The sequence below is a fragment of the Polynucleobacter sp. MWH-S4W17 genome, from assembly GCF_018687535.1.
GTDB lineage: Bacteria > Pseudomonadota > Gammaproteobacteria > Burkholderiales > Burkholderiaceae > Polynucleobacter.
In genome coordinates, this window is record NZ_CP061295.1 from 915,265 (window position 1) to 939,169 (window position 23,905).

At 46.7% G+C, this 23,905-nt stretch carries 22 protein-coding genes, 2 tRNA genes and 1 riboswitch; of the genes, 6 read left to right on the plus strand and 18 right to left on the minus strand.

Annotated features, from left to right (window positions below):
- The first annotated feature begins 18 nt into the window (after positions 1-18).
- Entirely contained in the window at positions 19-756 is a 738-nt protein-coding gene (locus C2755_RS04800; RefSeq protein ID WP_215322074.1) for a 1-acyl-sn-glycerol-3-phosphate acyltransferase, read from the plus strand.
- A 33-nt stretch (positions 757-789) separates the two neighbouring features.
- On the opposite strand, the gene C2755_RS04805 is transcribed toward C2755_RS04800, so the two are convergent.
- From C2755_RS04805 to C2755_RS04830, 6 genes are all read right to left on the minus strand, one after another.
- Entirely contained in the window at positions 790-1,242 is a 453-nt protein-coding gene (locus C2755_RS04805) for a DUF4442 domain-containing protein (protein WP_251368546.1), read from the minus strand.
- 9 nt (positions 1,243-1,251) lie between these two features.
- On the minus strand, positions 1,252-2,994 hold the full coding sequence (locus C2755_RS04810) for an IlvD/Edd family dehydratase (RefSeq protein ID WP_215322075.1): 1,743 nt from the start codon (positions 2,992-2,994) through the stop codon (positions 1,252-1,254).
- Positions 2,995-3,058: 64 nt separating this feature from the next.
- Entirely contained in the window at positions 3,059-3,922 is an 864-nt protein-coding gene (locus tag C2755_RS04815; RefSeq protein ID WP_251368547.1) for a transporter, read from the minus strand.
- A gap of 18 nt (positions 3,923-3,940) precedes the next feature.
- The gene (locus C2755_RS04820; RefSeq protein WP_215322078.1) at positions 3,941-4,468 is read right to left on the minus strand and encodes a hypothetical protein; all 528 of its coding nucleotides are present in this window, start codon (positions 4,466-4,468) and stop codon (positions 3,941-3,943) included.
- A gap of 30 nt (positions 4,469-4,498) precedes the next feature.
- On the minus strand, positions 4,499-5,812 hold the full coding sequence (locus C2755_RS04825) for a U32 family peptidase (RefSeq protein WP_215322080.1): 1,314 nt from the start codon (positions 5,810-5,812) through the stop codon (positions 4,499-4,501).
- Between the two features lie 98 nt (positions 5,813-5,910).
- On the minus strand, positions 5,911-6,636 hold the full coding sequence (locus C2755_RS04830) for a carbonic anhydrase family protein (protein WP_215322082.1): 726 nt from the start codon (positions 6,634-6,636) through the stop codon (positions 5,911-5,913).
- Between the two features lie 272 nt (positions 6,637-6,908).
- On the opposite strand from C2755_RS04830, the gene C2755_RS04835 reads away from it, so the two are divergent.
- Positions 6,909-7,493 carry a hypothetical protein gene (locus C2755_RS04835; RefSeq protein WP_215322083.1) on the plus strand — a complete coding sequence of 195 codons (585 nt, stop codon included), beginning with the start codon at positions 6,909-6,911 and terminating at the stop codon, positions 7,491-7,493.
- A gap of 65 nt (positions 7,494-7,558) precedes the next feature.
- Here the strand turns inward: C2755_RS04835 and C2755_RS04840 are convergent.
- A tRNA-Asn gene (locus C2755_RS04840) sits at positions 7,559-7,634 on the minus strand.
- A 21-nt stretch (positions 7,635-7,655) separates the two neighbouring features.
- Between C2755_RS04840 and thiD the strand changes: the two genes are divergently transcribed.
- Positions 7,656-8,540, plus strand: coding sequence for a bifunctional hydroxymethylpyrimidine kinase/phosphomethylpyrimidine kinase (thiD, locus tag C2755_RS04845; protein WP_215322085.1), 885 nt, complete (start codon positions 7,656-7,658; stop codon positions 8,538-8,540).
- 44 nt (positions 8,541-8,584) lie between these two features.
- On the opposite strand, the gene thiE is transcribed toward thiD, so the two are convergent.
- The 10 genes from thiE to C2755_RS04895 form a co-directional block, all read right to left on the minus strand.
- On the minus strand, positions 8,585-9,511 hold the full coding sequence (gene thiE, locus C2755_RS04850) for a thiamine phosphate synthase (RefSeq protein ID WP_215322086.1): 927 nt from the start codon (positions 9,509-9,511) through the stop codon (positions 8,585-8,587).
- Between the two features lie 35 nt (positions 9,512-9,546).
- Positions 9,547-10,365, minus strand: coding sequence for a thiazole synthase (locus C2755_RS04855; RefSeq protein WP_215322088.1), 819 nt, complete (start codon positions 10,363-10,365; stop codon positions 9,547-9,549).
- A 21-nt stretch (positions 10,366-10,386) separates the two neighbouring features.
- The gene (gene thiS / locus C2755_RS04860; protein WP_215322090.1) at positions 10,387-10,584 is read right to left on the minus strand and encodes a sulfur carrier protein ThiS; all 198 of its coding nucleotides are present in this window, start codon (positions 10,582-10,584) and stop codon (positions 10,387-10,389) included.
- On the minus strand, positions 10,575-11,723 hold the full coding sequence (locus tag C2755_RS04865) for an FAD-dependent oxidoreductase (RefSeq protein WP_215322092.1): 1,149 nt from the start codon (positions 11,721-11,723) through the stop codon (positions 10,575-10,577). Before C2755_RS04865 ends, thiS begins: the two co-directional genes overlap by 10 nt.
- Before the next feature lie 22 nt (positions 11,724-11,745).
- Complete coding sequence (gene thiC / locus C2755_RS04870; protein WP_251368548.1) at positions 11,746-13,686, minus strand: phosphomethylpyrimidine synthase ThiC; 1,941 nt, start codon at positions 13,684-13,686, stop codon at positions 11,746-11,748.
- 37 nt (positions 13,687-13,723) lie between these two features.
- A riboswitch (TPP riboswitch) is annotated at positions 13,724-13,831 on the minus strand.
- Positions 13,832-13,916: 85 nt separating this feature from the next.
- Positions 13,917-14,750, minus strand: a complete 834-nt coding sequence (locus C2755_RS04875) for a DUF4743 domain-containing protein (protein ID WP_215322094.1) — start codon at positions 14,748-14,750, stop codon at positions 13,917-13,919.
- A gap of 224 nt (positions 14,751-14,974) precedes the next feature.
- A tRNA-Arg gene (locus C2755_RS04880) sits at positions 14,975-15,049 on the minus strand.
- A gap of 56 nt (positions 15,050-15,105) precedes the next feature.
- Positions 15,106-15,249, minus strand: a complete 144-nt coding sequence (locus tag C2755_RS04885; protein WP_215322096.1) for a hypothetical protein — start codon at positions 15,247-15,249, stop codon at positions 15,106-15,108.
- Positions 15,242-16,474, minus strand: a complete 1,233-nt coding sequence (locus C2755_RS04890) for an MFS transporter (protein WP_251368549.1) — start codon at positions 16,472-16,474, stop codon at positions 15,242-15,244. The genes C2755_RS04885 and C2755_RS04890 overlap by 8 nt, the downstream gene beginning before the upstream one ends.
- 5 nt (positions 16,475-16,479) lie before the next feature.
- Complete coding sequence (locus C2755_RS04895; RefSeq protein ID WP_215322097.1) at positions 16,480-17,700, minus strand: CaiB/BaiF CoA-transferase family protein; 1,221 nt, start codon at positions 17,698-17,700, stop codon at positions 16,480-16,482.
- 79 nt (positions 17,701-17,779) lie between these two features.
- On the opposite strand from C2755_RS04895, the gene C2755_RS04900 reads away from it, so the two are divergent.
- Both C2755_RS04900 and parC read left to right on the plus strand, forming a co-directional pair.
- The gene (locus tag C2755_RS04900) at positions 17,780-19,768 is read left to right on the plus strand and encodes a DNA topoisomerase IV subunit B (protein ID WP_215322099.1); all 1,989 of its coding nucleotides are present in this window, start codon (positions 17,780-17,782) and stop codon (positions 19,766-19,768) included.
- 71 nt (positions 19,769-19,839) lie between these two features.
- The gene (gene parC, locus C2755_RS04905; RefSeq protein WP_251368568.1) at positions 19,840-22,215 is read left to right on the plus strand and encodes a DNA topoisomerase IV subunit A; all 2,376 of its coding nucleotides are present in this window, start codon (positions 19,840-19,842) and stop codon (positions 22,213-22,215) included.
- Between the two features lie 14 nt (positions 22,216-22,229).
- Here the strand turns inward: parC and C2755_RS04910 are convergent, their stop codons facing one another.
- Complete coding sequence (locus tag C2755_RS04910) at positions 22,230-23,189, minus strand: XdhC family protein (protein WP_215322101.1); 960 nt, start codon at positions 23,187-23,189, stop codon at positions 22,230-22,232.
- 63 nt (positions 23,190-23,252) lie between these two features.
- Between C2755_RS04910 and C2755_RS04915 the strand changes: the two genes are divergently transcribed.
- A complete protein-coding gene (locus C2755_RS04915; RefSeq protein ID WP_215322103.1) occupies positions 23,253-23,903 on the plus strand; it encodes an NTP transferase domain-containing protein in 651 nt (216 codons plus the stop codon).
- Positions 23,904-23,905: the final 2 nt, after the last annotated feature.

The window sequence follows — 23,905 nt, forward strand, 5'->3', positions numbered from 1 at the left end:
AGTAAAAATACTATTGTGATGCTTTGGCTACGTTCTTTTCTATTTTATTTATTTGGTTTCACAACTGTCACCATTGTTGCTAGCGCAATAATTTTGGTCATCCCCTTTACAAGTCGAGGCACGCGTTACCAGATGGGTGTATTTTGGTGCCGCTTAACCCAAAAAGCACTCTTATTTTTCTGTGGAGTTGATCTAAAGATAAAGGGCTTGGAAAATATTCCCCAAGATCCTAATAAGTCATTAATTATTTTGGGTAAACATCAATCGGCATGGGAAACCTTTGTCTACCCAGCATTTTTCCCAAGACAGCTTTGCTTTGTATTCAAAAGAGAATTATTGTTTGTGCCATTTTTTGGTTGGGCTTTGGCCTCGTTAAAAATGATTCACATTAATCGGGGCGATCGTGAGAAGGCTCGTGAAGCAGTCAATGAGCAGGGCAAGGCGGTATTAGCCCAGGGCAGTTGGATTGCGATTTATCCAGAGGGCACTCGAACCCCGCGCGGGTCATTTAAGCCTTATAGAAAGGGCGGTGTACGACTTGCAATAAGTACACAAACAGACATTCTTCCGGTAGCGCAGAACTCTGCTGCCATTTGGCCTAGAAACACCCTCTTAAAGCGTCCTGGAGTGATTACGCTTTCCATTGGGCCTGTGATTTCTGTTTCAGGAAAAACGGAGGACCAGTTGCAGCTTGAGGTAGAAGCTTGGATTGAAGGCGAGATGCGACTCATTGATGCACCTGCTTATACAAAGTAATTAGTCTATTTATAAAAAAGTTAACAATACACGTTAGCTTTTCTTCTTCTTGCGGATATATAAAGTCTTCGTAATTCTCGCGACTACATCATTCTCTTGATCTTTCACATCAACAACAAAGTCTTTGAGTACTTTGTTGCCAGACTCAGCAGAGCCGATGATGTCATCTAATTGTTCTTGGGTAATTTCAAAACTAGCATGAACCTTCCCCTTACCTGGCTTCAGAAATTCAATCTTAGCCGCCTGGTCCCAAATAACATAACCCTTACCTAGATTCTGAGACACCATCATCATGAAGAAGGGGTCAGTCATCGCAAAGAGGCTGCCGCCAAAATGAACGCCCACAATGTTACGGTTCAATATGCCATGCTTGAGGCGTACCGTAGCATGGCGAAAGTCCTTAGAAATTTTCTCAACAGTAATGCCAGCACCCAGAAAGGGTGGCCAAAGATTCATGCCTCTACGCAATAGATTAGCTTTAATCATTGAATGCTTTTATTTGGAAGAGGGCGTTTTGCCAACCATCTTCGCTGCCCTCAGGAAATCAAAGTCGACGCCTTGATCTGCTTGAGTAACGGTATCTAAAAAGAGTTTCTTGTAGCCGCGTTCAGCTGTAGGACAAGTAATGGGATTGTCTTTCATACGCTTAGCTAGTTCTTCATCTGAAATTAAAAGACTTATTTCACGATTCTTCACGCTCAAACGAATTCGATCACCGTTACGTACCTGCGCTAATGGACCCCCAATAGCGGATTCAGGGGTAACGTGCAACACAATCGTGCCGAAGGCAGTGCCGCTCATGCGTCCATCAGAGATGCGCACAATATCTTTGACGCCAGCTCGTGCCAATTTCATGGGAATAGGGATGTACCCAGCCTCTGGCATACCAGGGGCACCTTTAGGCCCAATATTTTTGAGTACCAAAATGTCATCAGCAGTGACATCTAAGTCTGAGCTATCGATACGGTTAGCTAAATCAGCAGCATCTTCAAACACCACTGCACGACCTTCATGTTCCATGAGTTTTTCATTTGCAGCCGACTGTTTGATGATGGCGCCACCAGGCGCTAAATTGCCATGCAATACAGCAATACTGCCACGTGGGTAAATTGGTTTATCAAATGGACGTACTACATCTTGTTTAAAGCTTGGCGCAGCAGCATCAATTTCTTCGCCAAGAGTTCTGCCGGATACAGTCATCGCATCAAGTTTCAAGAGTGGCTTTAGCTCACGAAGCAAGGTAGTCATGCCGCCAGCATCATGGAAGTTTTCCATATAGTGATCGCCAGATGGTTTTAAGTCCACCAAAACAGGGGTCTCATCTCCCATCTTATCGAGCGCATCTAAATCAATCTCAAGTCCCATGCGGCCCGCAATGGCAGCTAAGTGAACAATGCCATTGGTTGATCCACCAATCGCTAGCAAAACACGCATGGCATTTTCAAAGGCGTCGGCTGTGAGTACTTTGTCAATCGTTAAACCTTCTTTTGCCATCTTCACGGCACAAGTTCCTGTTTCTTCAGCTACGCGAATACGATCTGCAGTCACTGCAGGAGGAGTTGCGCCACCTGGAACCGTCATACCTAGCGCTTCAGAGATGCAGGCCATCGTGCTAGCAGTACCCATTACTGAGCAGGTGCCAACACTGGCTACTAATTGATCATTCACTTCATCTTTTTCAACTTCATCAATTTCACCAGCACGGAATTTACCCCAGTAACGACGGCAGTCAGTGCAAGCGCCTACACGTTCGCTGCGATGGGATCCGGTGAGCATTGAGCCGGTAATCAGTTGAATGGCGGGTAATCCTGCAGAAGCGGCACCCATCATTTGTGCGGGAACAGTTTTATCGCAACCACCAATCATGACAACTGCATCCATTGGCTGTGCTCGCAGCATCTCTTCAGTGTCCATCGACATTAAGTTGCGCAAGTACATGCTAGTAGGCGCAGCAAAACTCTCATGTATTGAAATCGTCGGAAATTCCATTGGCAAGCCACCAGCCAACATCACGCCGCGCTTTACCGCCTCCAAAAGCTGAGGCATATTGCCATGGCAGGGGTTGTACGCACTGCCAGTATTGATAATGCCGATGACAGGGCGATCTAAAGCGCTATTGGTATATCCAGCACCTTTAATAAAAGCCTTACGTAAAAATAAAGAAAAGCCTTTATCGCCATAGCTAGTTAAGCCTTTACGTAAACCACTCTCTGCAGAGTCTTTTGGTGTATTGCTCATGATTGTCTCGTGTCTCTTTTTAATGATCTTTGGCTTTATTGTAGCGATGGAGTAGCCTATATACCTACACTCCGCCGCCCCAGCGGTACTGCCAGGAAATTCCCAGTGCGGTGTAGTCAGTATTGGTGTTGGAGTAGACGCCTTTGCTACCAGTTAGGCGGATGGAATTGCGCTTATTAATAGGGTAAGAAAAAGTACTGCCAAAACGCCAATTTTCTTGTGAGCCGCTGATTGCTGTGCCATTGACATATTTCTGACCACCCATGAAGTAGGTAGCATCGGCAGAAATATAGGCTGTATTCTCAAAGTAATAGATCCCATGGGCTTCCGAGGAGTAGACGGGGTTTTGAGAGAGCGTATTACTTCCCAGAAAACTAGTATTGTTGGTGTAGATGGTAGCCATGCCTGCCAATTCCAAGCGCCATGATCCGATTGCTTGAGAGACTCCGATGGCGGGCTGAATAAGGGAGCGATTGGCGCCCACGTTGAGCATTTGCTCACTGTTGTACTTACCCCATGGGATTGATGCAGCGAGACTAGTGCCGATAATAAGATCTTGTTTGTAGTTATTAAATTCCTCTAGCGAGAGTGCTGGCGCACCATACAGATTGGCGGAGATCTTTACAATAGGATCGGATAAACCTTCGGCAGAAGCGTTGATATTTTGAGGGCCAAGACTACCAGCGCCAGAAAGTTGGGCATACGGAAGTAGTAGACTAATCCGGCCAGACTGTCCAAAGACATTAATAATGCGTGTCAGACTTGTTGCTTCAGTAGTGAGGGTGTATGAACCACTCTTGGCCTGGGCTATTCCACCCGAAATAAAGTTAATGCCAATAGGCGCATTTGAATACGCGCGAGCTTCAATCTCTTGAGCGGATGCTTGTTGGCAAATGAATCCTAACAAGCAGAGCCAAAAAATTCTCACGCAATACAATTAAGGCAATTATTTTTTGGAGCCAAACAAGACTGCAAGAGTTTCAGTATTGCCTACGACCATATTAAAGCCCACAAAAATCAAGTAAGGCCAAACAATCAACCAATACACAATTGACATGGCAAGTACTCTTAATGGATCGCCGCTACCAAATGCTGCCATAGAGGCAATAAAGTCTTTACCATTAATGAGTCCATGAACTCCAGCCTCAAGATAATTTAGCGCCACAACTACCACTAGATAAATCAGCGACTCAAGCATGAGTGACTTAACAATGCCGTTTTGTTTATCAATTTTAACTGGATACACAGCCTGAGCAATCAACATAAATTTTGCCGATAAAGCAGCTTTAATCAACGCAAACCCAAAAAGAGATAGGGGAATGGGGCGCTCCTCAAGAGCGGTTGCAGCCATAAAGGCAATCGCGCAGAACCAAGTGCCAAAGTAAATTGATAAAGCAAACGCTTTTTTCATTTCCTCCTCAAACTTGATTTTCAAGCCTGTTTTATTTGTAAGGTTTTTGGCGCTGTTAGTCATGAAAATCTTTATTCAGAAGATTGGGGTGTATTAATCGCCACAAGTGGAGCAAGAGCTGGAGGTAACTACTTCAGCTGGTGCTGGCTCTTGGGTATAGCGTGCAATAAAAGCATGTTTAGTAGTCATCGGGATTTTTAGCCAAACAAAGTGACCCGATCCAGGGGCCACATCAATTGATTCACCCTTCATATTCCACATCTCAGTCAATACAACATCTGCGTTTCCGTTTGGTTCAATGATTTCAATTTTGTCACCAACAGAAAAACGATTCTTGACATCTACCTTAACTCGGCCGGTAGCAGCATCGATCTCCAGCGTTTCACCAACGTACAAGCTACGTCCAGATAAAGAGTGGCCACGCATATAGAGTTGGTACTCTTTGTCATGGTGACGCTCATAAAAGCCATCCGTATAACCACGATTAGCTAAGCCTTCTAATTGACCTAACAAGGTGGTATTAAATGGCTTGCCTTGAACAGCATCATTAATTGCCGCTCTATAGGATTGCACAGTACGCGAAACGTAATAAGGTGATTTGGTGCGACCTTCGATCTTAAAGGAGTCAACGCCCATCTTGGTCAGGCGCTCAATATGTTCAACGGCACGCAGATCTTTGGAGTTCATGATGTAGGTGCCATGCTCATCTTCTTCCATCGGCATTAAGTCATCAGGTCGACGTGCTTCCTGAAGCAGCACCACATCACCGCTAGTATTTTGTTGCCCAGGTTTCACCTTGTAATCCCAGCGGCAAGCATTGGTACAGGCACCTTGATTGGAATCTCGATGAGACATATAGCCAGATAACAAGCAGCGACCTGAGTAGGCAATACAGAGAGCGCCATGAACAAATACCTCAAGCTCCATCTCAGGACAGTCTTGACGAACCTCTTCGATTTCATCAAAGGAAAGTTCGCGAGACAAAATCACGCGACTGATGCCAACTGATCGCCAAAACTTAGCAGAAGCACCATTCACAGTATTGGCTTGTACTGATAAATGAATTGGCATATCTGGCCAAGCTTCACGAGCCATCATGATGAGGCCAGGATCAGACATGATTAAAGCATCTGGCTTCAATGCAATGACTGGATCCATATCTTTAATGTAAGTGCGCGTCTTACCGCCATGGGGCAATAAGTTAGAAACCAAATAAAACTTCTTGCCCAGTTCATGCGCAGTATCGATGCCTTGCTTGAGAACCTCAATCTTGCCGAAGTCGTTATTACGAACCCGGAGTGAATAGCGAGGCTGTCCGGCATAGATAGCGTCGGCACCAAAATCAAAGGCGGTACGCAGCATGGAAAGGCTGCCGGCTGGGGCGAGAAGTTCAGGAATCTTAGTCATGGACTCTATTTTAGTGCCCTTAGGCACTTGGTGCCGACCTCCTATCGGAGGCTTTAATTGCTTGCCTTAGATGGGGGGTAGTGCTTTAGTGGTTTAAATTACCGCCAAGATACTCTGCCAGTAGAGGTGTCATACAAGGCGCCAACGATTTTGACTTTTCCTTGTTTTTCAAGATCCGCTAGAATTGGACTCTTAGTGCGTATCTCATTGACTGAATCATCAATATTTAGCTCAGTAACTTCGTTCACAAATTTGTAGTTCTTACCATTACGCTCCCCCGGTGTTTTTGACATCTGAACGGCGGGCTGAATTTTTTCAAGCAATTGAGTTAGGTTGCCTAGTTTCACTCCATCACAGGCACCCTTAATAGCGCCACAGCTGGTGTGACCTAGCACTACGATGAGCGGAGTGCCAACCACTTTAGAGCCATACTCTAAGCCACCTAAAATGTCATCGTTAATCACATTGCCAGCAACCCTGTTGGAAAATATATCTCCGGTGCTCATATCAAAAACAACTTCAGGCCCACTTCTAGAGTCCATGCATGCAATAACATGAGCTAAAGGGTATTGCCCTAAAGCGGTTTGAGTGACCAGAGTCTTTTGGTTTCTGCTCAATGGTTTTCCGGAAACAAAACGCTCATTGCCTGCTTTAAGGATATTCATTGCGTCATCAGGAGAGATTCCGGCCTGAACTGATTTTGTCATCGTGATGCCAGGTTTGTATAGAGTAACTTTAGTAACTGCCGGTGAGTCATCAGATGCAAGGACTGCTGATGATGAGATCAATGCAGCGGCGGCGAGAATAATAAATGGATTTTTCATGTGAGACTCATCCCTGGACAGTTGATGGATTAATCATATCTAATACCCATTAGAACTGTCTATTAAAAAAAGATTGTCACCCTCTAGCCATCCCAGGAGCTTGCTAGAACTGGATTAATTCCAGCCTTGCAATAAAACGATGGTAAATGAAGAGTATCCTTCGGGGGATGTGGAGAGCATTGTCAAAATGAAAGGGGGAGCCTTCCCTTTGACTTTTCACCCTAAATTGAAGGCGCTTACTAAAAAAGTAGAACGAATCCAGAAAGAATGCAATGTCAAAACTCACATCCAAACCTATCCTAAAAAAAGCCAGCGGTATTTTGGCTCAAGAGTTTGCAATACCCAAAGATATTGCCTGGGCATGGGTGACTTTGCTGCTCTCACAAGAAGAGCAAAAGCGCGATAGCGAAGAAAAGCGCTACAGCCGCATTGCTGAATTTGAAGCTTGGATTTTAGGTCTAAGTCTACCAACTGATCCAAAGAATCCTGAGAGCGGTGCAGTGAGTCCTGAGGCAGTTAAAAATTCCGCCAGAAATGTCTTTGAGTGGCCACATGAGTACATCTTCGAAGAACCAGCAGCCCCAAATCATATGGATACCAAGGTTACCTATGGCGATACCATCACCAAACCCATTTTGGATGCGGTTAAAGATGCTGGTGGATCCGATGATCGAGCGGCGCTGATCGCTATCTTAGAGGGTTATGCAAAAGAGGGTAAAGAGCCCTTTGCTAATGTCACAACAGAAGGCATCGAATGGAAAGGCAGCGCTTGGAAAGATGGCGATAAATATAATCTCCTGACTATTAAGACTCTCAATAATCGCCTGGCCAATTTACGCAAGAAGGGCTTGATCTAAGCGGGTTGCCTTACCCGTACTACAAAAGAAAAAGCCCCTAGATTGCTCTAGGGGCTTTACTTATTTGGCTCCTCGACCTGGGCTCGAACCAGGGACCTACGGATTAACAGTCCGGCGCTCTACCGACTGAGCTATCGAGGAATAAGCCGATATTATAGCAAGATGAAATCACTTCTTCCCACTTCTGTGCAGATCCCCAAAGTACTGACCATTGCTGGGTCCGATAGCGGCGGTGGGGCGGGGCTCCAGGCCGACCTCAAGGCGATCACCGCCCTTGGTGGCTACGGCATGTCAGTCATTACGGCAATTACCGCCCAAAATACCTTGGGTGTAACGCGTATTCAGGATGTAGATCTTGATGTGGTTGAAGCCCAGATCGACGCTGTTTTAATGGATATTGGCGCCGATATAGTCAAAATCGGTATGTTGGCCAGCCCAGAAATAGTCCGCACAGTTGCTAAATCGTTACGCAAACACGGCGTTAAGCGGATTGTTCTAGATCCTGTTTTGCGCGCTACTTCTGGTGCAAGCTTAGGTGGCGACGATACCGCTCAAGCCATGATTGCTGACTTGTTTCCGATTGCAACACTGGTTACGCCCAATCTAGATGAAGCTTCATTACTACTTGGTCGTGAAATAAGCGGTCCAAATGATTTCAAATTGGCTGCCGAAGAATTACTCGAGATGGGCCCACAAGCAGTCCTCATCAAGGGCGGACACTTGGATAGCACGCACACTCAAATTACCGATTACTTAATGTGGCGCTCCATGGAAGACGGTCTTGAAGTTGTGCAATCAAAAGAATTCAAACACTATCGTGTCAATACGGTAAATACGCACGGCACTGGATGTTCTTTAGCATCTGCCATTGCTACCTATCTAGCTGATGGTCATGATCTAGCTCATGCCGTTGCTAAGGCGATTGCCTATATAGAGGCAGGTTTAGAGGCGGGACGCTTCTTGAGTATTGGCGAAGGTCCGGGGCCGCTATGGCATATGCACGATTTTTATCCAACTTCATTGCTCGAAGAAAAAGGAAATTACTGAGCAGATCTGGGCTAACTTAGGTCAGTTACTAATAAATCAGGAAATCACGACTGCATTAATTCTTGTAAGTATTTGACCGCCGCCTTAGGGTCTTTGGCTTGGGTAATGGCTCTCACAACGGCTACTGAGCCAACACCACTTTTTGCTACCGCATGAATGCTGTCTTGATCAATGCCGCCAATCGCTACCAGTGGGTAGTTGCTCATGAGCTGAGCATATCGATATAAACGACCTAGTCCTTGCGGTGCTGTAGGCATCTTCTTTAAATTTGTTGGAAAGACTGCGCCCATCGCAATGTAGCTTGGGCAAAAGCGATCTGCATAAGCCAGCTCTGCATAGCCATGAGTGCTTAGTCCCAGTCTTAAGCCCGCACCCCGAATTTCTTCTAGGTTGGCATCTACTAAATCCTCTTGACCTAAATGCACGCCATAGGCGCCAGCATCAATTGCTTCTTGCCAATAGTCATTAATGAATAGCAAGGTCTTGCTATCTTTGACTGCTGCAACAGATTCTTTAATTTGTTTTCGGATCTTAGACTTTTCGTCTGACTTAAATCTAAGTTGTACCGTCGGCAACTCTGCATCGACCATGCGCTTTACCCAATCAGCATCCGGCATGACTCCATACAAGCCCAGGCGTTTTGGACACTCTTTAAAGGCATTGGGATTCATATTGCGAGTCCAGGGCAATAAATCAAAATGCTCTGGCCTGCTGGGCCATTTAAAGGGATTAAAGCCACCATCTTGCAATGTCATGCGTGACCATGCCTTACCCAGAATTCTGGCATCAGACTCGATAAATCCCATTTCAATGGCAGCTAGTGCGCCTGCCAATTCGTAGTGATCGACGGCTGCTTCGTTATCAATCAGTGGAGGCGGAGAGTTCAGACTAAAGGTCGGAATCGGAATGCATAAATCTTCATTGCGATGTGCGGCAACGATTTGATCAGCAAGGTCACGAATGAGGCTCATGAGTTCAGTGTACTTAACTTAGTGTCCTGTTGCGACTACGATTGATGCCAAAACGGAGTACCCACCAAAGGCGTGCTTGCTTGAGCAGACTCTTGAGGCTTCATGGCGCCCGATAAGAAGGTGGCACGACCTGCATCAACCGCCATAGCAAAGGCTTTGGCCATTACCACAGGATCATCCGCCAAGGCTACTGCGGTATTGAGTAGTACACCATCAAACCCCCATTCCATGACGGTGCAGGCATGAGAAGGAAGTCCTAGACCAGCATCCACCAAGAGCGGAACTTTTAATCGGTCGCGCAACAGTTTCATGGCATAGGGATTTAAAGGCCCCTGTCCGGTACCAATTGGAGCCGCCCAAGGCATGACTGCTTGGCAACCGACATCAACCAGACGTTGGCACAAAATGAGATCCTCCGTGCAATACGGCAGAACCTTAAAGCCATCTTTAATCAGAGTCTCTGCTGTCTGCACTAAGCGCAAGACATCTGGTTGCAAAGTGTAATCATCGCCAATGAGCTCCAACTTGATCCAATCGGTTTCAAACACTTCACGCGCCATTTGCGCGGTGGTAATGACTTCTTGTGGGCTATGGCAACCAGCGGTATTTGGTAAAACGGGAACTGCCATCTTTTTGAGCAAATCCCAAAAGCCGCTATGCGCTTCAGCGGTTGATGTTCCCTGGCGACGCAAACTTACGGTAATCATGCCAGGGTTAGATGCCTCTACTGAGTTCTCAAGCACCTGTGGAGAAGGGTAGCGTGAGGTTCCTAATAGCAAACGGCTCGCAAAGCTCTCGCCATATAAGACAAGTGTGTCTGCGCTATTGAGGTTATTAGGTAAAGGAGCGTTCATAGAAAAATAATTGGTTCTTAATCAACCGCCAGTAACTGGGGCAATCACTTCAATTTGATCATCCTCATTTAATACAAAGTCTGCATGCTTAGTCTTGGGCACAAAATTAAGATTCACGGCAACAGCATAAGGTGGCTTCGCATCGATCAAGGCCAGAGCATCGCTCACCATGCTCTTGCTGGGCAACTCATAAGCCACTTGATTAACGATTACGCGCATACCGCCTCAATCTGATTATTGTCTTGAGTCATACTCAATCCCAAATCCAATGCAGTCTTACTGGTGCCGAGCTCTATAAGTTCCAATGCGCAGTCAAGCACTGCAGGAGAAATCATAAAACCATGGCGATATAGACCATTGATCATGATCAAATCAGATAGCCCTGTATCCCTTTGTGATTGAATTTCTGGAAGATTATTTTTTAAAGTAGGGCGACACTGCGTTGCCATCTCTAAAATACGTGCCTCAGCAAACCCACTATGAACGGTATAGACGGCGCTGAGCAATTCCATAGCAGAGCGTACGCTCATTTCTGACAAGTCATCAGACTCAATCTCCGTTGCACCCACCACATAAATATCATTTTCTTTAGGGGCAATATAAATCGGGTAGCGTGGATGGATTAAGCGCGTAGGACGATGCAACTTCACTTCTGGCGCATAGAGTCGAATGACCTCACCACGAACACCACGCAAGCTATTGGGCTTGTCACCAAATGACCAAGCTTCTTTAGCTCCCGTACCGCGGCAATCAATTACGGCCTTATAGCCTGTCTTTTTGCGCAATTCGGTTGGGTCGATTTCGGTATGCCAGTGGCAATTGACCTTCAATAGCGTTAACTCACTAGCGAGAGCATCCAATAGCTGGCGATTATCCAATTGCCCCTCATTGGGTAAGTACAGTCCCTGAGTAAAGCGATCGGCAACACCAGGCTCAAGTTCACGCAAAGCTTCATTGCCGAGCTTTTGTGGCGCACTGAGATCAGCGTTCGCGCGACAGTTCCTCTCTAAATGAGCAGTAAAGCGTTCGGCTTCACTGGCATCTTGGCGATGCCACAAAATCAAAGTGCCATCTTGCTGAAAGTAAACCGGATTAGACAAATCAGCAATAAGCTCCTTCCAGCGGGGCAAGCTATGCAAACCCATGCGAACTACTGAATCTTCAGTAATGGCAGATTCAGCTAATGGCGACAACATCGCTGCAGCAATGCGCGCAGCAGCATGAGCACCATCAGGGCCGCCTTTATCAAAGAGATCGACTTGAGCACCTCCTTTAGCAAGCGCAACAGCTAGCAGGCGACCCATCAGGCCGCCGCCAACAATTGCGTATTTGCTATTGGAGAAGCTTGCGCTAGTCATATTTATCTTTTAGCTAGTTGGCTTACTGATAAATCTCACTACCGCGTTTACGGAACTCTGCAGACATCTCTTCCATACCCTTAGAAGCATCAGCTACTTCAGTAATGGGAATGACTTTAGCTTTTGGATTTCCGTCAGCATCTAAAGTTGCAGCATAGTCACGAACTTCCTGAGTGATCTTCATCGAGCAGAACTTTGGACCACACATAGAGCAGAAGTGCGCAATCTTGGCACCTTCAGCTGGCAGTGTTGCGTCGTGATACTCACGCGCGCGCTCAGGATCTAAGCCCAGATTAAATTGGTCCTCCCAGCGGAATTCAAAGCGTGCTTTAGAGAGGGCGTTGTCACGGACTTGCGCACCAGGCAAGCCTTTAGCCAAGTCAGCGCCATGGGCTGCAATTTTGTAAGTGATGATGCCTTCGCGCACATCTTCTTTATCTGGCAAACCTAAATGCTCTTTTGGCGTGACATAGCAAAGCATTGCTGTACCGTACCAACCAATTTGCGCAGCACCAATGCCGCTGGTGATGTGGTCATAGCCAGGGGCGATATCGGTAATCAATGGTCCGAGGGTGTAGAAGGGCGCTTCTAAGCAATGCTTGAGCTCTTCAGTCATATTCTCTTCAATACGCTGCATTGGAACGTGACCAGGACCCTCAATCATGACTTGTACATCATGTTTCCAAGCCTTAGCCGTCAATTCACCAAGGGTGTGAAGCTCACCAAACTGAGCGGCATCATTAGAGTCGGCAATACAACCAGGGCGCAAGCCATCACCCAAGCTAAATGACACGTCATACGCTTTCATGATTTCGCAGATCTCATCAAACTTCGTGTAAAGGAAGTTCTCTTTGTGATGAGCCAAACACCATTTAGCCATGATCGAACCACCGCGAGAAACAATACCCGTAATACGATCAGCTGTTAGCGGGACGTAACGTAGCAATACACCTGCATGGATGGTGAAGTAATCCACGCCTTGTTCAGCTTGCTCAATAAGTGTGTCACGGAACATTTCCCAGGTGAGGTCTTCGGCGATACCGCCGGTTTTATCTAGTGCTTGATAGATTGGCACTGTGCCAATAGGTACTGGAGAGTTACGAATAATCCATTCACGAGTCTCGTGAATATGTTTACCAGTGGAGAGATCCATGATGGTGTCTGCACCCCAACGAATCGACCACACCATCTTTTCAACTTCTTCATTAATGGATGAAGTAACAGCAGAATTACCTAAGTTGCCGTTAATCTTCACGCGGAAGTTACGGCCAATAATCATTGGCTCTAATTCAGGGTGATTGATGTTTGCTGGAATGATCGCACGGCCTGCAGCAATCTCAGAGCGCACAAATTCACCGGTGACAATGTCTGGCAGATTCGCGCCATAGCCTTTACCAGGGTGTTGCTTTAGGAGTTGCTTATAGGCTGGATCTTTGCGAAGTTGCTCAAGGCCCATAGATTCACGCAGGGCGATGTATTCCATTTCAGGAGTGATGATTCCTTGGCGGGCGTAATACATCTGACTCACGTTATGACCGGATTTAGCGACTCGCGGTGCACTGATATGAGAGAAGCGTAAATTTTGAGTAGCTTCATCTTGAGAGCGAGCTACGCCGTATTCAGAGCTAGGTCCTGCCAACTGGATGGTGTCATTACGCTCAGCAATCCAAGCATCACGCAGCCTTGGCAAACCTTTTTCCAGGTTGATCACAACATCAGGATCACTGTATGGGCCTGAAGTGTCATAGACGGGTACCGGAGGATTTGCCAACATTTCTTCACCTACGCGAGTAGGTAGTTGCTCAATCATGCGGATTGGCGCTTTGACATCAGGCCTTGACCCTTGAAGATAAGTTTTGGTTGAGGCTGGATAGGCAAACTTTTGCCCAAAGTCGCGCTCCAAACTTTTTAAGCTTGGAATCTCGTGTTTAGCGTTTTTAGTTGAGGTGTTGCCTGTACTCATATCCATCTCCTGGCTGTTTTAGATGGACGAAACCGGGTGTCGGTCTGATGTAACTCCCCACGCCAGCATTACCTGGATCGGGTTCTAGGGTCTTTCTCAGCGCCTTCTAGCAAAACTGCTATGAAGGGCACCCCTGTTTCATCCTTAAGATGAATTTAACCACGAATTGACGGTTTAAGGCATGACGCTAGTCAACCAGCAGCCCTGATGCGCTAAACAAGGCGAATACCCTATTTATTGCGGCGCAATATGAAGTCAGCCGTAACAAAAGCAGCATCAGAGGTAAATTCATCAGCCAGGATTCTGGCGGCAGCCTCTGGCAGGGAGATTTCAATAAAGCCACTGACTTCACCATCATGATTGGTAGGGATAAAGTTGTCAGCCAACTCTAAATCGTATACATATAGCTGCTCATCATGAAAGCCTCGACCGGATATTGGGCGGCGCATATGAATACGACCCACAGGCTCAATTTGATCGGAGATTTGCTCAGGTACGCCAGCTTCTTCCCAAAGCTCACGACGAGCGCTAACCCAGGGTGTTTCATCGGCTGTAATGCCGCCGGCTGCCAAGTTGTCTAGCTTACCTGGATCCGTTGGCTTGGTTTCACTGCGTCTACCCAACCAAATGGTATTGCCGCGGGTGTAACCATTGATATGCGTTGCCATGCTCCGAAAACCAAAGGTACGAAACGCAGCACGCTCCATGCGAAAGTATTTGTGACCATTTAGATCAGCCCAAGCAAAGTCTTCGTTACGCCAGCCTGGAATAAATCCACCCAGTCTCATGCGATTGGCTAACTGATAAAGACTATTGGATAAATCTCTAGGTTTGCCTAATTGAATGGTGAGCTTGTCATGACCCATGGCAATCAGTGCAATGGATTCTTTTTGTAAAGACTCTTGCAGATAAGGAATAAATTCTGGATTGAGGTGGCCAATGAGTTGCTCACCTGTTGCGCCGCGGGATAAATAAATCGGCAGGTATTCCGCAGGAGCAGAGCGCGCCGTGTTTTGGAGCATTTCCTCAAGGGCGGCTAGCGTACTGGTTGAGAGACTGGTCATGGTCTAAGTGTAAGGGAACTTCCGGTTCTATGTCCTTATTGGTAAAGCTCCCTAACACAAAATTTCATAAGAACTAACTTAAATATTTATAAGTAAACATCCAAAACAGGGAAAGCTATCCTGCACACAAATTAGGCAAGCTAGGTCTGTCTATACAAATCTGTGACTTACGAAAACTTTTGAGGATTTATCCACATGACCTGTGGATAACTATGAAGAAATTCTGGTCCCGCCGACAGGAATCGAACCTGTATCCCACGCTTAGGAGGCATGTGCACTATCCATTGTGCTACGGCGAGATGCTAAAAAATAAAAAAGTGTGCTAGGTCAATTCTAATGAATTACAAACCACGAATTACCAACCACACAGCGCCCATACTTGATTTGTCACTGCCACCATCATATCCGGTGCGAAGTACATCGAGAAAACAAACAACAAAGCGAATAGAGCAAACCCATAAAACATGATTTCCCCAATGCTTGGTTTTCTCTTAAGCATTGGCCACTCTGTGAATTGCTCGCTCCTTTACGGGAAGATTAACCAAGAAAGCAAAGACGCCCAATCCAATCGCGATTTCCCAAACAATTAAATAAGAACCAGTATGGTCAAATAAATAGCCGCCTAGGAAGGCTCCGCAGAAACTGCCCAATTGATGAGAGAAAAAGATGAGGCCAGAAAGCATCGTTAAATACTTCACGCCGAAAATTTGCGCAACGATACCATTGGTCAGTGGAATAGTTGAGAGCCACAAGAAGCCCATGATGGCCGCAAAGATATAAGTGCTCATCGGTGTTGGTGGCAACAATAAAAACGCTGTAATGGCAATAGAACGCCCGATATAGATTGCAGATAGTAAATAGCGTTTAGGAAAGCGCTGACCTAGGATGCCGGAGCTATAAGTGCCGAAGATATTAAATAAGCCAATTAATGCTAGGGCGGTCGTGGCAACAACCGGAGCCCCAACAGCTGGATAGGTAGAAGACAGATCCTTAAGGTAAGGCGCCAAATGCACCGCAATAAACACTACCTGAAATCCGCAAACAAAATAACCTAGGGTCAGATAACGAAAGCTTGGATTACTCATTGCTTCCTTTAATGCCTGCTTAATCGTCTGATCACCTGGATTATGGTTGTAAGTGAAATTCTTTTCACGCAACATGAATGCGGTTGGTACCATCAAACTTGCCATCAACGCCAACATTAGTAGTGCATCTTGGGTGCCAAACATGCTGAGCAAGCCTTGCTCGGCTGGAATCATGAGGAACTGACCAAATGAACCGGCAGCTGCAGTAATGCCCATTGCCCAAACCCGCTTCTCCGCAGACACATTGCGACCCAGGATTCCATAGACCACGCTGTAGGTCGTGGCAGTTTGTGCCAAGCCGATGAGTAAGCCACCAGCCAATGTAAAATTCATGACATCAGTAGAGATAGCCATGCCTGCCAAACCTAGGGCGTACAAAATCCCACCAGCAACCATAATTTTAAATGCGCCGTAACGATCGGCCAAGGCCCCAGTAACTGGTTGCACAGCCCCCCAAATCAGATTTTGTAAAGCAATAGTCAGAGCAAACGTTTCGCGACCCCAGCCATTGGCTGAAGTAATGGGTAAATTGAAGAGGCCAAAGCCATGACGAATACCCATCGATAGGGTGACCATGAGTCCACCATAAATGAGGACTTCCTTCATCGAAAGCCCTGCTTTGGATGTTTGTGTTGTCATGGTTCCTAGATGATCCCCTTGGTACGTAAAACTTCAATCGCTTGATCATCTAACTTGAGACGTTCATGCAAGATCTCTTGCGTATGCTGACCCAATGTTGGTGGCGCCATTCGCACTTCAGTGGGTGTTTTAGATAGGCGCATCGGACTAGCAACTAATTTCATAGTGCCAACGGTCGGGTGTGGTACATCAATCTGTACTCCACGATGAATTACCTGTTCGTTTTCAAAGACTTCTTTGAAGTTATTGATCGGACCACAAGGAACATTAACTTTCTCAAGCTGTGCAATCCATTCACCTTTGGTCTTCTTGCGCGTCATTTGTTCTAAAAGCGGAATCAGTTGCTTGCGATGCTCAACACGCTGCGGGTTGGTTGCAAAGCGCGAGTCATCCGCTAACTGGGGTTCGCCACCTGCAGCTACAAAATGTCGAAATTGACCATCGTTACCAGCCCCCACAATCATCCAGCCATCAGAGGTAGGGAAAGTTTGATAGGGAACAATGATCGGAGAAGCATTACCCCAGCGTTTCGGAACTTCTCCTGAGGTGAGGTAGGCACTCGATACATTGGCCATCACGGCTACTTGTGTATCTAGTAGTGACATATCAATGTATTGACCTTCACCGGTATGGTCTCGATGCACAATGGCAGCGAGAATGGCGGTACTGGCATACATGCCAGTAAAGATATCCGCGATCGCAACCCCGGATTTTTGTGGGCTAGCACCCTCGAAGTCATGAGCTTCACCGGTCACGCTCATGAAGCCGCCCATACCTTGAATAATAAAATCGTAGCCAGGGCGATGGGCGTAAGGCCCAGTTTGACCAAATCCAGTAATTGAGCAATAGACTAAATCGGGTTTGACCTTCTTCAGGCTTTCGTAGTCGAGTCCATATTTAGCCAAGTCACCCACTTTGTAGTTCTCGATGACAACATCAGAATCAGCCGCAAGTTTGCGAATCAGCTCTTGACCCTCGGGCTTGGCAATATCAACCGTAATAGAGCGTTTATTGCGATTGATGCAAATAAAATAGGCAGATTCGTCAGTTTCCTTGCCATTGGCATCTTTGGCGAATGGAGGGCCCCAATGGCGGGTATCGTCTCCAACCCCAGGTCTTTCGACTTTGATGACATCCGCACCCAAATCGGCAAGATTTTGAGCGCACCAAGGACCAGCCAAGACACGGCTAAGGTCTAAAACGCGAATATGACTTAAGGCTCCCATCCCCCGATTTTGGCATGGATGACAGGGGAATTCCCGAAAAATTCGGTCTGGATCTCAGACATGACTACAATTTGCGCGCATGGCTACCCGTAAAACTTCCGAATACAGCGAATCGTCGATTCAGGTCCTAAAAGGACTAGAACCAGTCCGTCAACGGCCTGGAATGTACACCCGCACCGACAATCCACTCCATATCATTCAGGAGGTGCTGGATAACGCATCCGATGAGGCTTTAGGAGGTTTTGGCAAGCAAATCATCGTTACGATGCATAGCGATGGCAGCGTGAGCGTGGAAGATGATGGTCGAGGTATTCCAGTGGGAATGCATCCAACTGAGAAATTGCCGGTTGTTGAGATCGTGTTTACCCAGCTACATGCAGGCGGTAAGTTTGAAAAAGGTACTGGTGGAGCATACGCATTCTCAGGTGGCTTGCATGGTGTGGGTGTTTCAGTAACCAATGCTTTATCCAAAAGATTAGAAGTCACCGTTTGGCGTGATGGCCAAATGTCAACATTGACCTTTGCCGATGGCAAGGTGATTGAAAAGCTCAAAACGATTTCTTCTCCAAAAGAAGATAAGTCACACGGTACGCGCGTTCGTGCATGGCCAGATGGTAAGTATTTTGATAGCTCAGTGATTCCAATGCCTGAGCTCATTCGCCTACTACGTTCCAAGGCTGTTTTATTGCCAGGTGTGAAGGTAACCCTGATTCAAGAAAAATCAGGCGATACCCAGACTTGGCAATATGCGCAAGGCTTGCGCGGTTATTTAAATGAAGCAATTGCGCAAGCTGGCCATGGTGCTGAAGTCATTCCTCCGTTCGAGGGTGAGCAATACGCTACCGGTACTGGAGAGGAAGATTCTTTTGCTGAAGGCGAGGGCGCGGCTTGGGTTGTTTGCTGGACTGAAGATGGTGCGCCAGTGCGCGAGAGTTATGTGAACTTGATTCCAACACCTGCAGGCGGTACTCACGAAAGCGGTTTACGTGAGGGCTTATTTAATGCTGTTAAAGGCTTTATTGAGATGCATGCATTGCAACCGAAAGGTGTGAAACTCATGCCTGAAGACGTTTTTGCTCGCGCATCTTTCATTCTGTCAGCCAAAGTATTGGACCCTCAGTTCCAAGGACAGATTAAAGAGCGTCTGAATTCTCGTGATGCTGTACGTTTAGTTTCCGGCTATGTGAAGTCTGCCTTAGAGCTTTGGCTCAACCAACACGTTGACTACGGTCGCAAGTTAGCCGACCTGGTGATCAAGCAGGCGCAAGCGAGAACTCGTGCTGGTCAGAAAGTGGAGAAGAAAAAATCCTCTGGCGTAGCCGTACTCCCGGGCAAGCTTACAGATTGCGAGAGCGAAGATATCAGCATGAATGAAATCTTCCTTGTGGAGGGTGATTCTGCTGGTGGTTCAGCCAAGATGGGACGTAACAAGGAATATCAAGCCATTCTGCCATTGCGCGGCAAGGTATTAAATACCTGGGAAGCTGAGCGCGACCGCTTGTTTGCCAATAATGAGGTGCATGACATCGCTGTAGCGATTGGTGTGGATCCGCATGGAGCAAATGACACCCCCGATCTTTCCAATCTACGCTACGGCAAGGTATGTATTCTTTCTGATGCAGACGTCGATGGCGCGCATATTCAAGTATTGCTCTTAACCTTGTTCTACAAACATTTCCCTAAACTCATTGAGTTAGGGCATATACATATTTCTAGACCGCCACTATTTAGAGTGGATGCTCCGGCGCGCGGTAAAAAACCAGCGCAAAAGATTTATGCCTTAGATGCTAATGAGCTTCAGGCTATTGAGGATAAATTACGTAAAGATGGCGTCAAAGAAACTGCATGGCAGATCTCTCGCTTTAAGGGCTTAGGAGAAATGAGTGCAGAGCAACTCTGGGATACCACTCTGAATCCAGATACACGTCGTTTGCTACCGGTTACTTTGGGCACGTGGACTGAAGACGAAACCTTTAAAACAATGGATATGCTGATGGGTAAATCAGAGTCTGGTGCACGCCGTGACTGGCTTGAAGAGCGCGGCAATGAAGTGGAGGCAGATATCTAATGACAACTAAAAAGACTCCTGGAAAAAATACTCCGGCTGATCAGGCCGACTTGTTCTCTAGCCCGATCGAAATCGATATTGTTGAAGTAGATGAAGCTCCTGCTGTAGCTGCTACCTCAGGTGGTGGATCAAGCAATCACGACCCCAAAACAATTGATCTCAATGAAGATGGAAAAGATAACTTAACTCTGGCGGTGTACGCAGAGCGTGCCTATCTAGATTACGCAATTAGCGTGGTTAAGGGTCGTGCACTACCAGATGTGTCTGATGGTCAGAAGCCTGTGCAGCGCCGTATTTTGTTCTCGATGAGCGAAATGGGCTTACGCGCTGATGCAAAACCGGTGAAGAGTGCACGTGTAGTTGGTGATGTATTGGGTAAGTTCCATCCGCACGGCGACCAATCTGCATATGATGCTTTAGTTCGTTTGGCACAAAGCTTCTCATTGCGTTACCCATTAATCGATGGTCAAGGTAACTTCGGTTCGCGCGATGGCGATGGCGCGGCAGCGATGCGTTATACCGAGGCTCGCCTAACCAAGATTGCTGGTTTGCTACTGAGTGAGATTGATGAGGGTACTGTAGATTTTGCACCGAACTACGACGGCTCATTCCAGGAGCCTAAATTATTACCAGCGCGCCTACCGTTTGTATTGCTCAATGGCGCATCCGGTATTGCAGTAGGTATGGCGACCGAGATTCCTTCACATAATTTGCGTGAAGTGGCTACCGCTGCCGTTGCTTTAATGAAGTCTCCGAAGATGAGCACTTCAGAGTTATTGGAAATCATGCCTGGTCCCGACTATCCAGGTGGCGGTCAAATTATTTCTTCTGCTGCAGAAATTGCGCAGATTTATGAAGCGGGTCGCGGCAGTATAAAAGTGCGTGCACGTTGGTCTGTCGAAGAGCTCGCTCGAGGTCAATGGCAGATCGTGGTTAACGAATTGCCTCCAGCTACATCTTCACAGCGTGTTTTGCAAGAGATTGAAGAAATCACCAACCCGAAGGTTAAGGTAGGCAAAAAGACCTTAACACCTGAACAAAATAATCTTAAATCAACCATCTTGAATGTGCTCGATGGCGTGCGTGATGAATCCAGCAAGGATGCCGCAGTACGTTTGGTATTTGAGCCCAAGAGTAAGAATATTGACGTCAATGAGTTTGTCAATTTATTGCTTGCTCACACTTCATTGGAATCCAATGCACCAATGAATTTGGTGATGATTGGTAACGATGGGCGCCCACGGCAAAAAGGCTTAAAAGAAATTCTGTCTGAGTGGGTTGCATTTAGAGTTGCCACAGTGACGCGCAGAACTCAGCACCGCTTAGGCAAAGTCAAAGACCGTATGCATATTTTGGAGGGGCGCTTAACCGTTCTTCTCAATATTGATAAGGTCATAAAGATCATTCGCAATAGCGATGAACCTAAAGCTGATCTTATTAAAGAGTTCAAGCTGAGCGATCGCCAGGCTGAAGATATTCTAGACATTCGCTTGCGCCAGTTGGCGCGTCTTGAAGGCATCAAGATCGAGCAAGAGCTGAAAGAGCTTAAGGCTGAACGTGATGACCTAGAGGGTTTATTGCAAAACGATGCCGTATTGCGCAAGCGCATCATTAAAGAAATCGAATCCGATATGAAGGACTTCGGTGATGATCGTCGCACCCTGATTCAGGAAGATAAGCGTGCTGTTGCTGAGACCAAGGTCGTTGATGAGCCGGTTACAGTGATTGTTTCTCAAAAGGGCTGGGTACGTGTTCGCCAAGGTCATGAGCACGATGCAACCCAATTTGGCTTCAAAGCGGGCGATGCTTTATATGCTACCTTCGAGGTAAGAACTGTAGATGTAATTCAGGGCTTTGGAAGTGACGGACGTGTATATACAGTTCCTGTCAGCGAATTACCAGGGGCTCGTGGTGATGGCTCGCCATTAACTAGTTTCGTCAATTTGGCTGCTGGCTCACAAATGGTTGCCTATTACGCTGGTCAACCTGATGATTTAGTATTGCTATCCACTAGAGCAGGTTATGGATTCTTGGCCAATGTATCTGATATGACTACTCGTAATAAAGCGGGTAAATCATTCTTGAGCATGGACGCTAAAGTTCCTGGCGATGCTCCTTTAGGTGCTGCCAAGGTGAAAGCAGGTATGAAGCAAGTTGCCTGCTTATCAGAAGCTTCTAAGTTATTGGTATTCCCGCTAGATGAACTCAAGCGTCTGCCAACCGGCGGTAAGGGTGTAATTTTGATGGGCTTGGATGAAAAAGAGCACTTGGCTTCTGCTATCGCAGTTGGGTCGGATGGTGCCACCTATTCAGGCGCTGGACGTGCCGGTAAACCAACTGAACTCGGCCTTGATGCCAAAACATTGAAGTCTTTTGCAGGTAACCGCGCACGCAAAGGCCACTTTGTTGAGCCGCGGTTGAAAGACGGCAAGTTAACAGCAAACTAAGCTAGTTAAATCAGCTAAGTATTCTTCGAAATACTCACACCATATTTAACGGCAATCACTTCTGCCAGAATCGATACAGCGATCTCTGGTGGAGTGAGTGCGCCGATATAAAGCCCAACAGGGCCGTGTAGCTTTTCAACTTGTTCTTGGCTCACGTCGAACTCGAGTAAGCGCTCTTTGCGCTTCTGTGTATTTTTGCGACTACCGAGTGCTCCCACATAAAAGGCAGGTGACTTTAAGGCCTCCATCAAAGCCATGTCATCTAACTTAGGGTCATGTGTAAGAGCAACGACAGCAGTGTGAGAGTCAACGCCAATTTCCAGCAAGACATCATCTGGCATGCCCTTTACAAAGGTGATGTCTGAGCGATTTAAACCCTCGGCATATTCTTCACGGGGATCAATCACAACGACTTCAAAGTCGGAAGCCAGCGCAAAATCCGCGGTGTATAGGGATAGCTGACCAGCGCCAATAATCACCATGCGCCAACGGGGGCCGTAGGTGGTTTGCATTTCTTGTTCGGTGCAAGCAAATTCATCGCTGCGATCGCCTAAACGGAGGGTGGATTTGCCAGTAGCCAAATTTACGGAGCGGCGCGTAATGTGATGGGATGAAATATTTGCAAGCAACTTCTCTAAAATTGCCAATTCTGGTTTTGGTTCGACTAGCAGGCGAAGCGTGCCACCACAAGGTAGACCAAAACGGGCAGCATCTTGCTGGGTTACTCCATAAACCACCATTTCTGGGGTATCGCGAGTGAGGATTTCAGATTGGACTCGACGAATAAGGTCATCTTCAACGCAGCCACCTGAAACAGACCCAGCAACTTGCCCATCAGCTCGAATAGCCAGCCAGGAGCCGACTGGACGCGGTGCTGAACCCCAAGTCTGGGCAACGGTTGCAATCGCAACAGATTGACCCGCTTGGAGCCATTCGACGGCAGATTTGAGTACGCTTAAATCGGTGCTGTTCATGCGTTTTCTTCTTTTTCGTTCTTTTGTGAAAGCTTTTATTAATAACTATTTATTATCACTCTAATGACAGTCTCCGGTGAATCCTCCAAAAGCCCCAATTTGCGTCTAGCCATCCTGATATTGGCGGCGGGTGAGGGAAGTCGTTTGGGTGGATATCCAAAAGCCCTGTTAAAAAAGGACGGGGATAGTTTGTTAAAGTACTTTGTCCAATCAATTCAAACTCTTGAGCCCTTAGAGACTCTGATTGTTACCGGCTTTTACTCAGATCAAATTGAAGCAGAAATCAAATTAATCAAGCAGTTCGTAGCAAGCCCAATCACTTGGGTAAAAAATCTCCAGCCAGAATTGGGTCAAGCCTCTTCAGTACGTCTTGGTCTTGAATCTCTAAGGAGTGACTACGATGTGTTGACGATTGCTTTATGCGATCAACCCAGCATAGCGAGTACTGAGATAGAGGCATTGCTAGGGCAATTTAATCAAATAGCCGCAAACCAGGAAATCATTCTGCCAATGGTGAATGGTCAGCGAGGTAACCCGGTATTGTTTTCAAGAGGGGTGATCAATCAAATTTTATCTATTCCCGGAATGGTTTGCAGGCCCTATATGAATGAGCATCCAGAGTTGGTCAAATCATTTACAACCGATAACAAGGCCTATTTAATGGATGTCGACACGCAATCTGACATCCAGAAACTAGGGCTTGATCCTATTTAATT

What these genes read in the sequence shown, in the direction of transcription:
- C2755_RS04800 (WP_215322074.1), top strand. Translation starts at nt 19, where the DNA reads ATGCTTTGGCTACGTTCTTTTCTATTTTATTTATTTGGTTTCACAACT.
- C2755_RS04805 (WP_251368546.1), bottom strand. Translation starts at nt 1,242, where the DNA reads ATGATTAAAGCTAATCTATTGCGTAGAGGCATGAATCTTTGGCCACCC.
- C2755_RS04810 (WP_215322075.1), bottom strand. Translation starts at nt 2,994, where the DNA reads ATGAGCAATACACCAAAAGACTCTGCAGAGAGTGGTTTACGTAAAGGC.
- C2755_RS04820 (WP_215322078.1), bottom strand. Translation starts at nt 4,468, where the DNA reads ATGACTAACAGCGCCAAAAACCTTACAAATAAAACAGGCTTGAAAATC.
- C2755_RS04825 (WP_215322080.1), bottom strand. Translation starts at nt 5,812, where the DNA reads ATGACTAAGATTCCTGAACTTCTCGCCCCAGCCGGCAGCCTTTCCATG.
- C2755_RS04830 (WP_215322082.1), bottom strand. Translation starts at nt 6,636, where the DNA reads ATGAAAAATCCATTTATTATTCTCGCCGCCGCTGCATTGATCTCATCA.
- C2755_RS04835 (WP_215322083.1), top strand. Translation starts at nt 6,909, where the DNA reads ATGTCAAAACTCACATCCAAACCTATCCTAAAAAAAGCCAGCGGTATT.
- thiD (WP_215322085.1), top strand. Translation starts at nt 7,656, where the DNA reads ATGAAATCACTTCTTCCCACTTCTGTGCAGATCCCCAAAGTACTGACC.
- thiE (WP_215322086.1), bottom strand. Translation starts at nt 9,511, where the DNA reads ATGAGCCTCATTCGTGACCTTGCTGATCAAATCGTTGCCGCACATCGC.
- C2755_RS04855 (WP_215322088.1), bottom strand. Translation starts at nt 10,365, where the DNA reads ATGAACGCTCCTTTACCTAATAACCTCAATAGCGCAGACACACTTGTC.
- thiS (WP_215322090.1), bottom strand. Translation starts at nt 10,584, where the DNA reads ATGCGCGTAATCGTTAATCAAGTGGCTTATGAGTTGCCCAGCAAGAGC.
- C2755_RS04865 (WP_215322092.1), bottom strand. Translation starts at nt 11,723, where the DNA reads ATGACTAGCGCAAGCTTCTCCAATAGCAAATACGCAATTGTTGGCGGC.
- thiC (WP_251368548.1), bottom strand. Translation starts at nt 13,686, where the DNA reads ATGAGTACAGGCAACACCTCAACTAAAAACGCTAAACACGAGATTCCA.
- C2755_RS04875 (WP_215322094.1), bottom strand. Translation starts at nt 14,750, where the DNA reads ATGACCAGTCTCTCAACCAGTACGCTAGCCGCCCTTGAGGAAATGCTC.
- C2755_RS04885 (WP_215322096.1), bottom strand. Translation starts at nt 15,249, where the DNA reads ATGCTTAAGAGAAAACCAAGCATTGGGGAAATCATGTTTTATGGGTTT.
- C2755_RS04890 (WP_251368549.1), bottom strand. Translation starts at nt 16,474, where the DNA reads ATGACAACACAAACATCCAAAGCAGGGCTTTCGATGAAGGAAGTCCTC.
- C2755_RS04895 (WP_215322097.1), bottom strand. Translation starts at nt 17,700, where the DNA reads ATGGGAGCCTTAAGTCATATTCGCGTTTTAGACCTTAGCCGTGTCTTG.
- C2755_RS04900 (WP_215322099.1), top strand. Translation starts at nt 17,780, where the DNA reads ATGGCTACCCGTAAAACTTCCGAATACAGCGAATCGTCGATTCAGGTC.
- C2755_RS04910 (WP_215322101.1), bottom strand. Translation starts at nt 23,189, where the DNA reads ATGAACAGCACCGATTTAAGCGTACTCAAATCTGCCGTCGAATGGCTC.
- C2755_RS04915 (WP_215322103.1), top strand. Translation starts at nt 23,253, where the DNA reads ATGACAGTCTCCGGTGAATCCTCCAAAAGCCCCAATTTGCGTCTAGCC.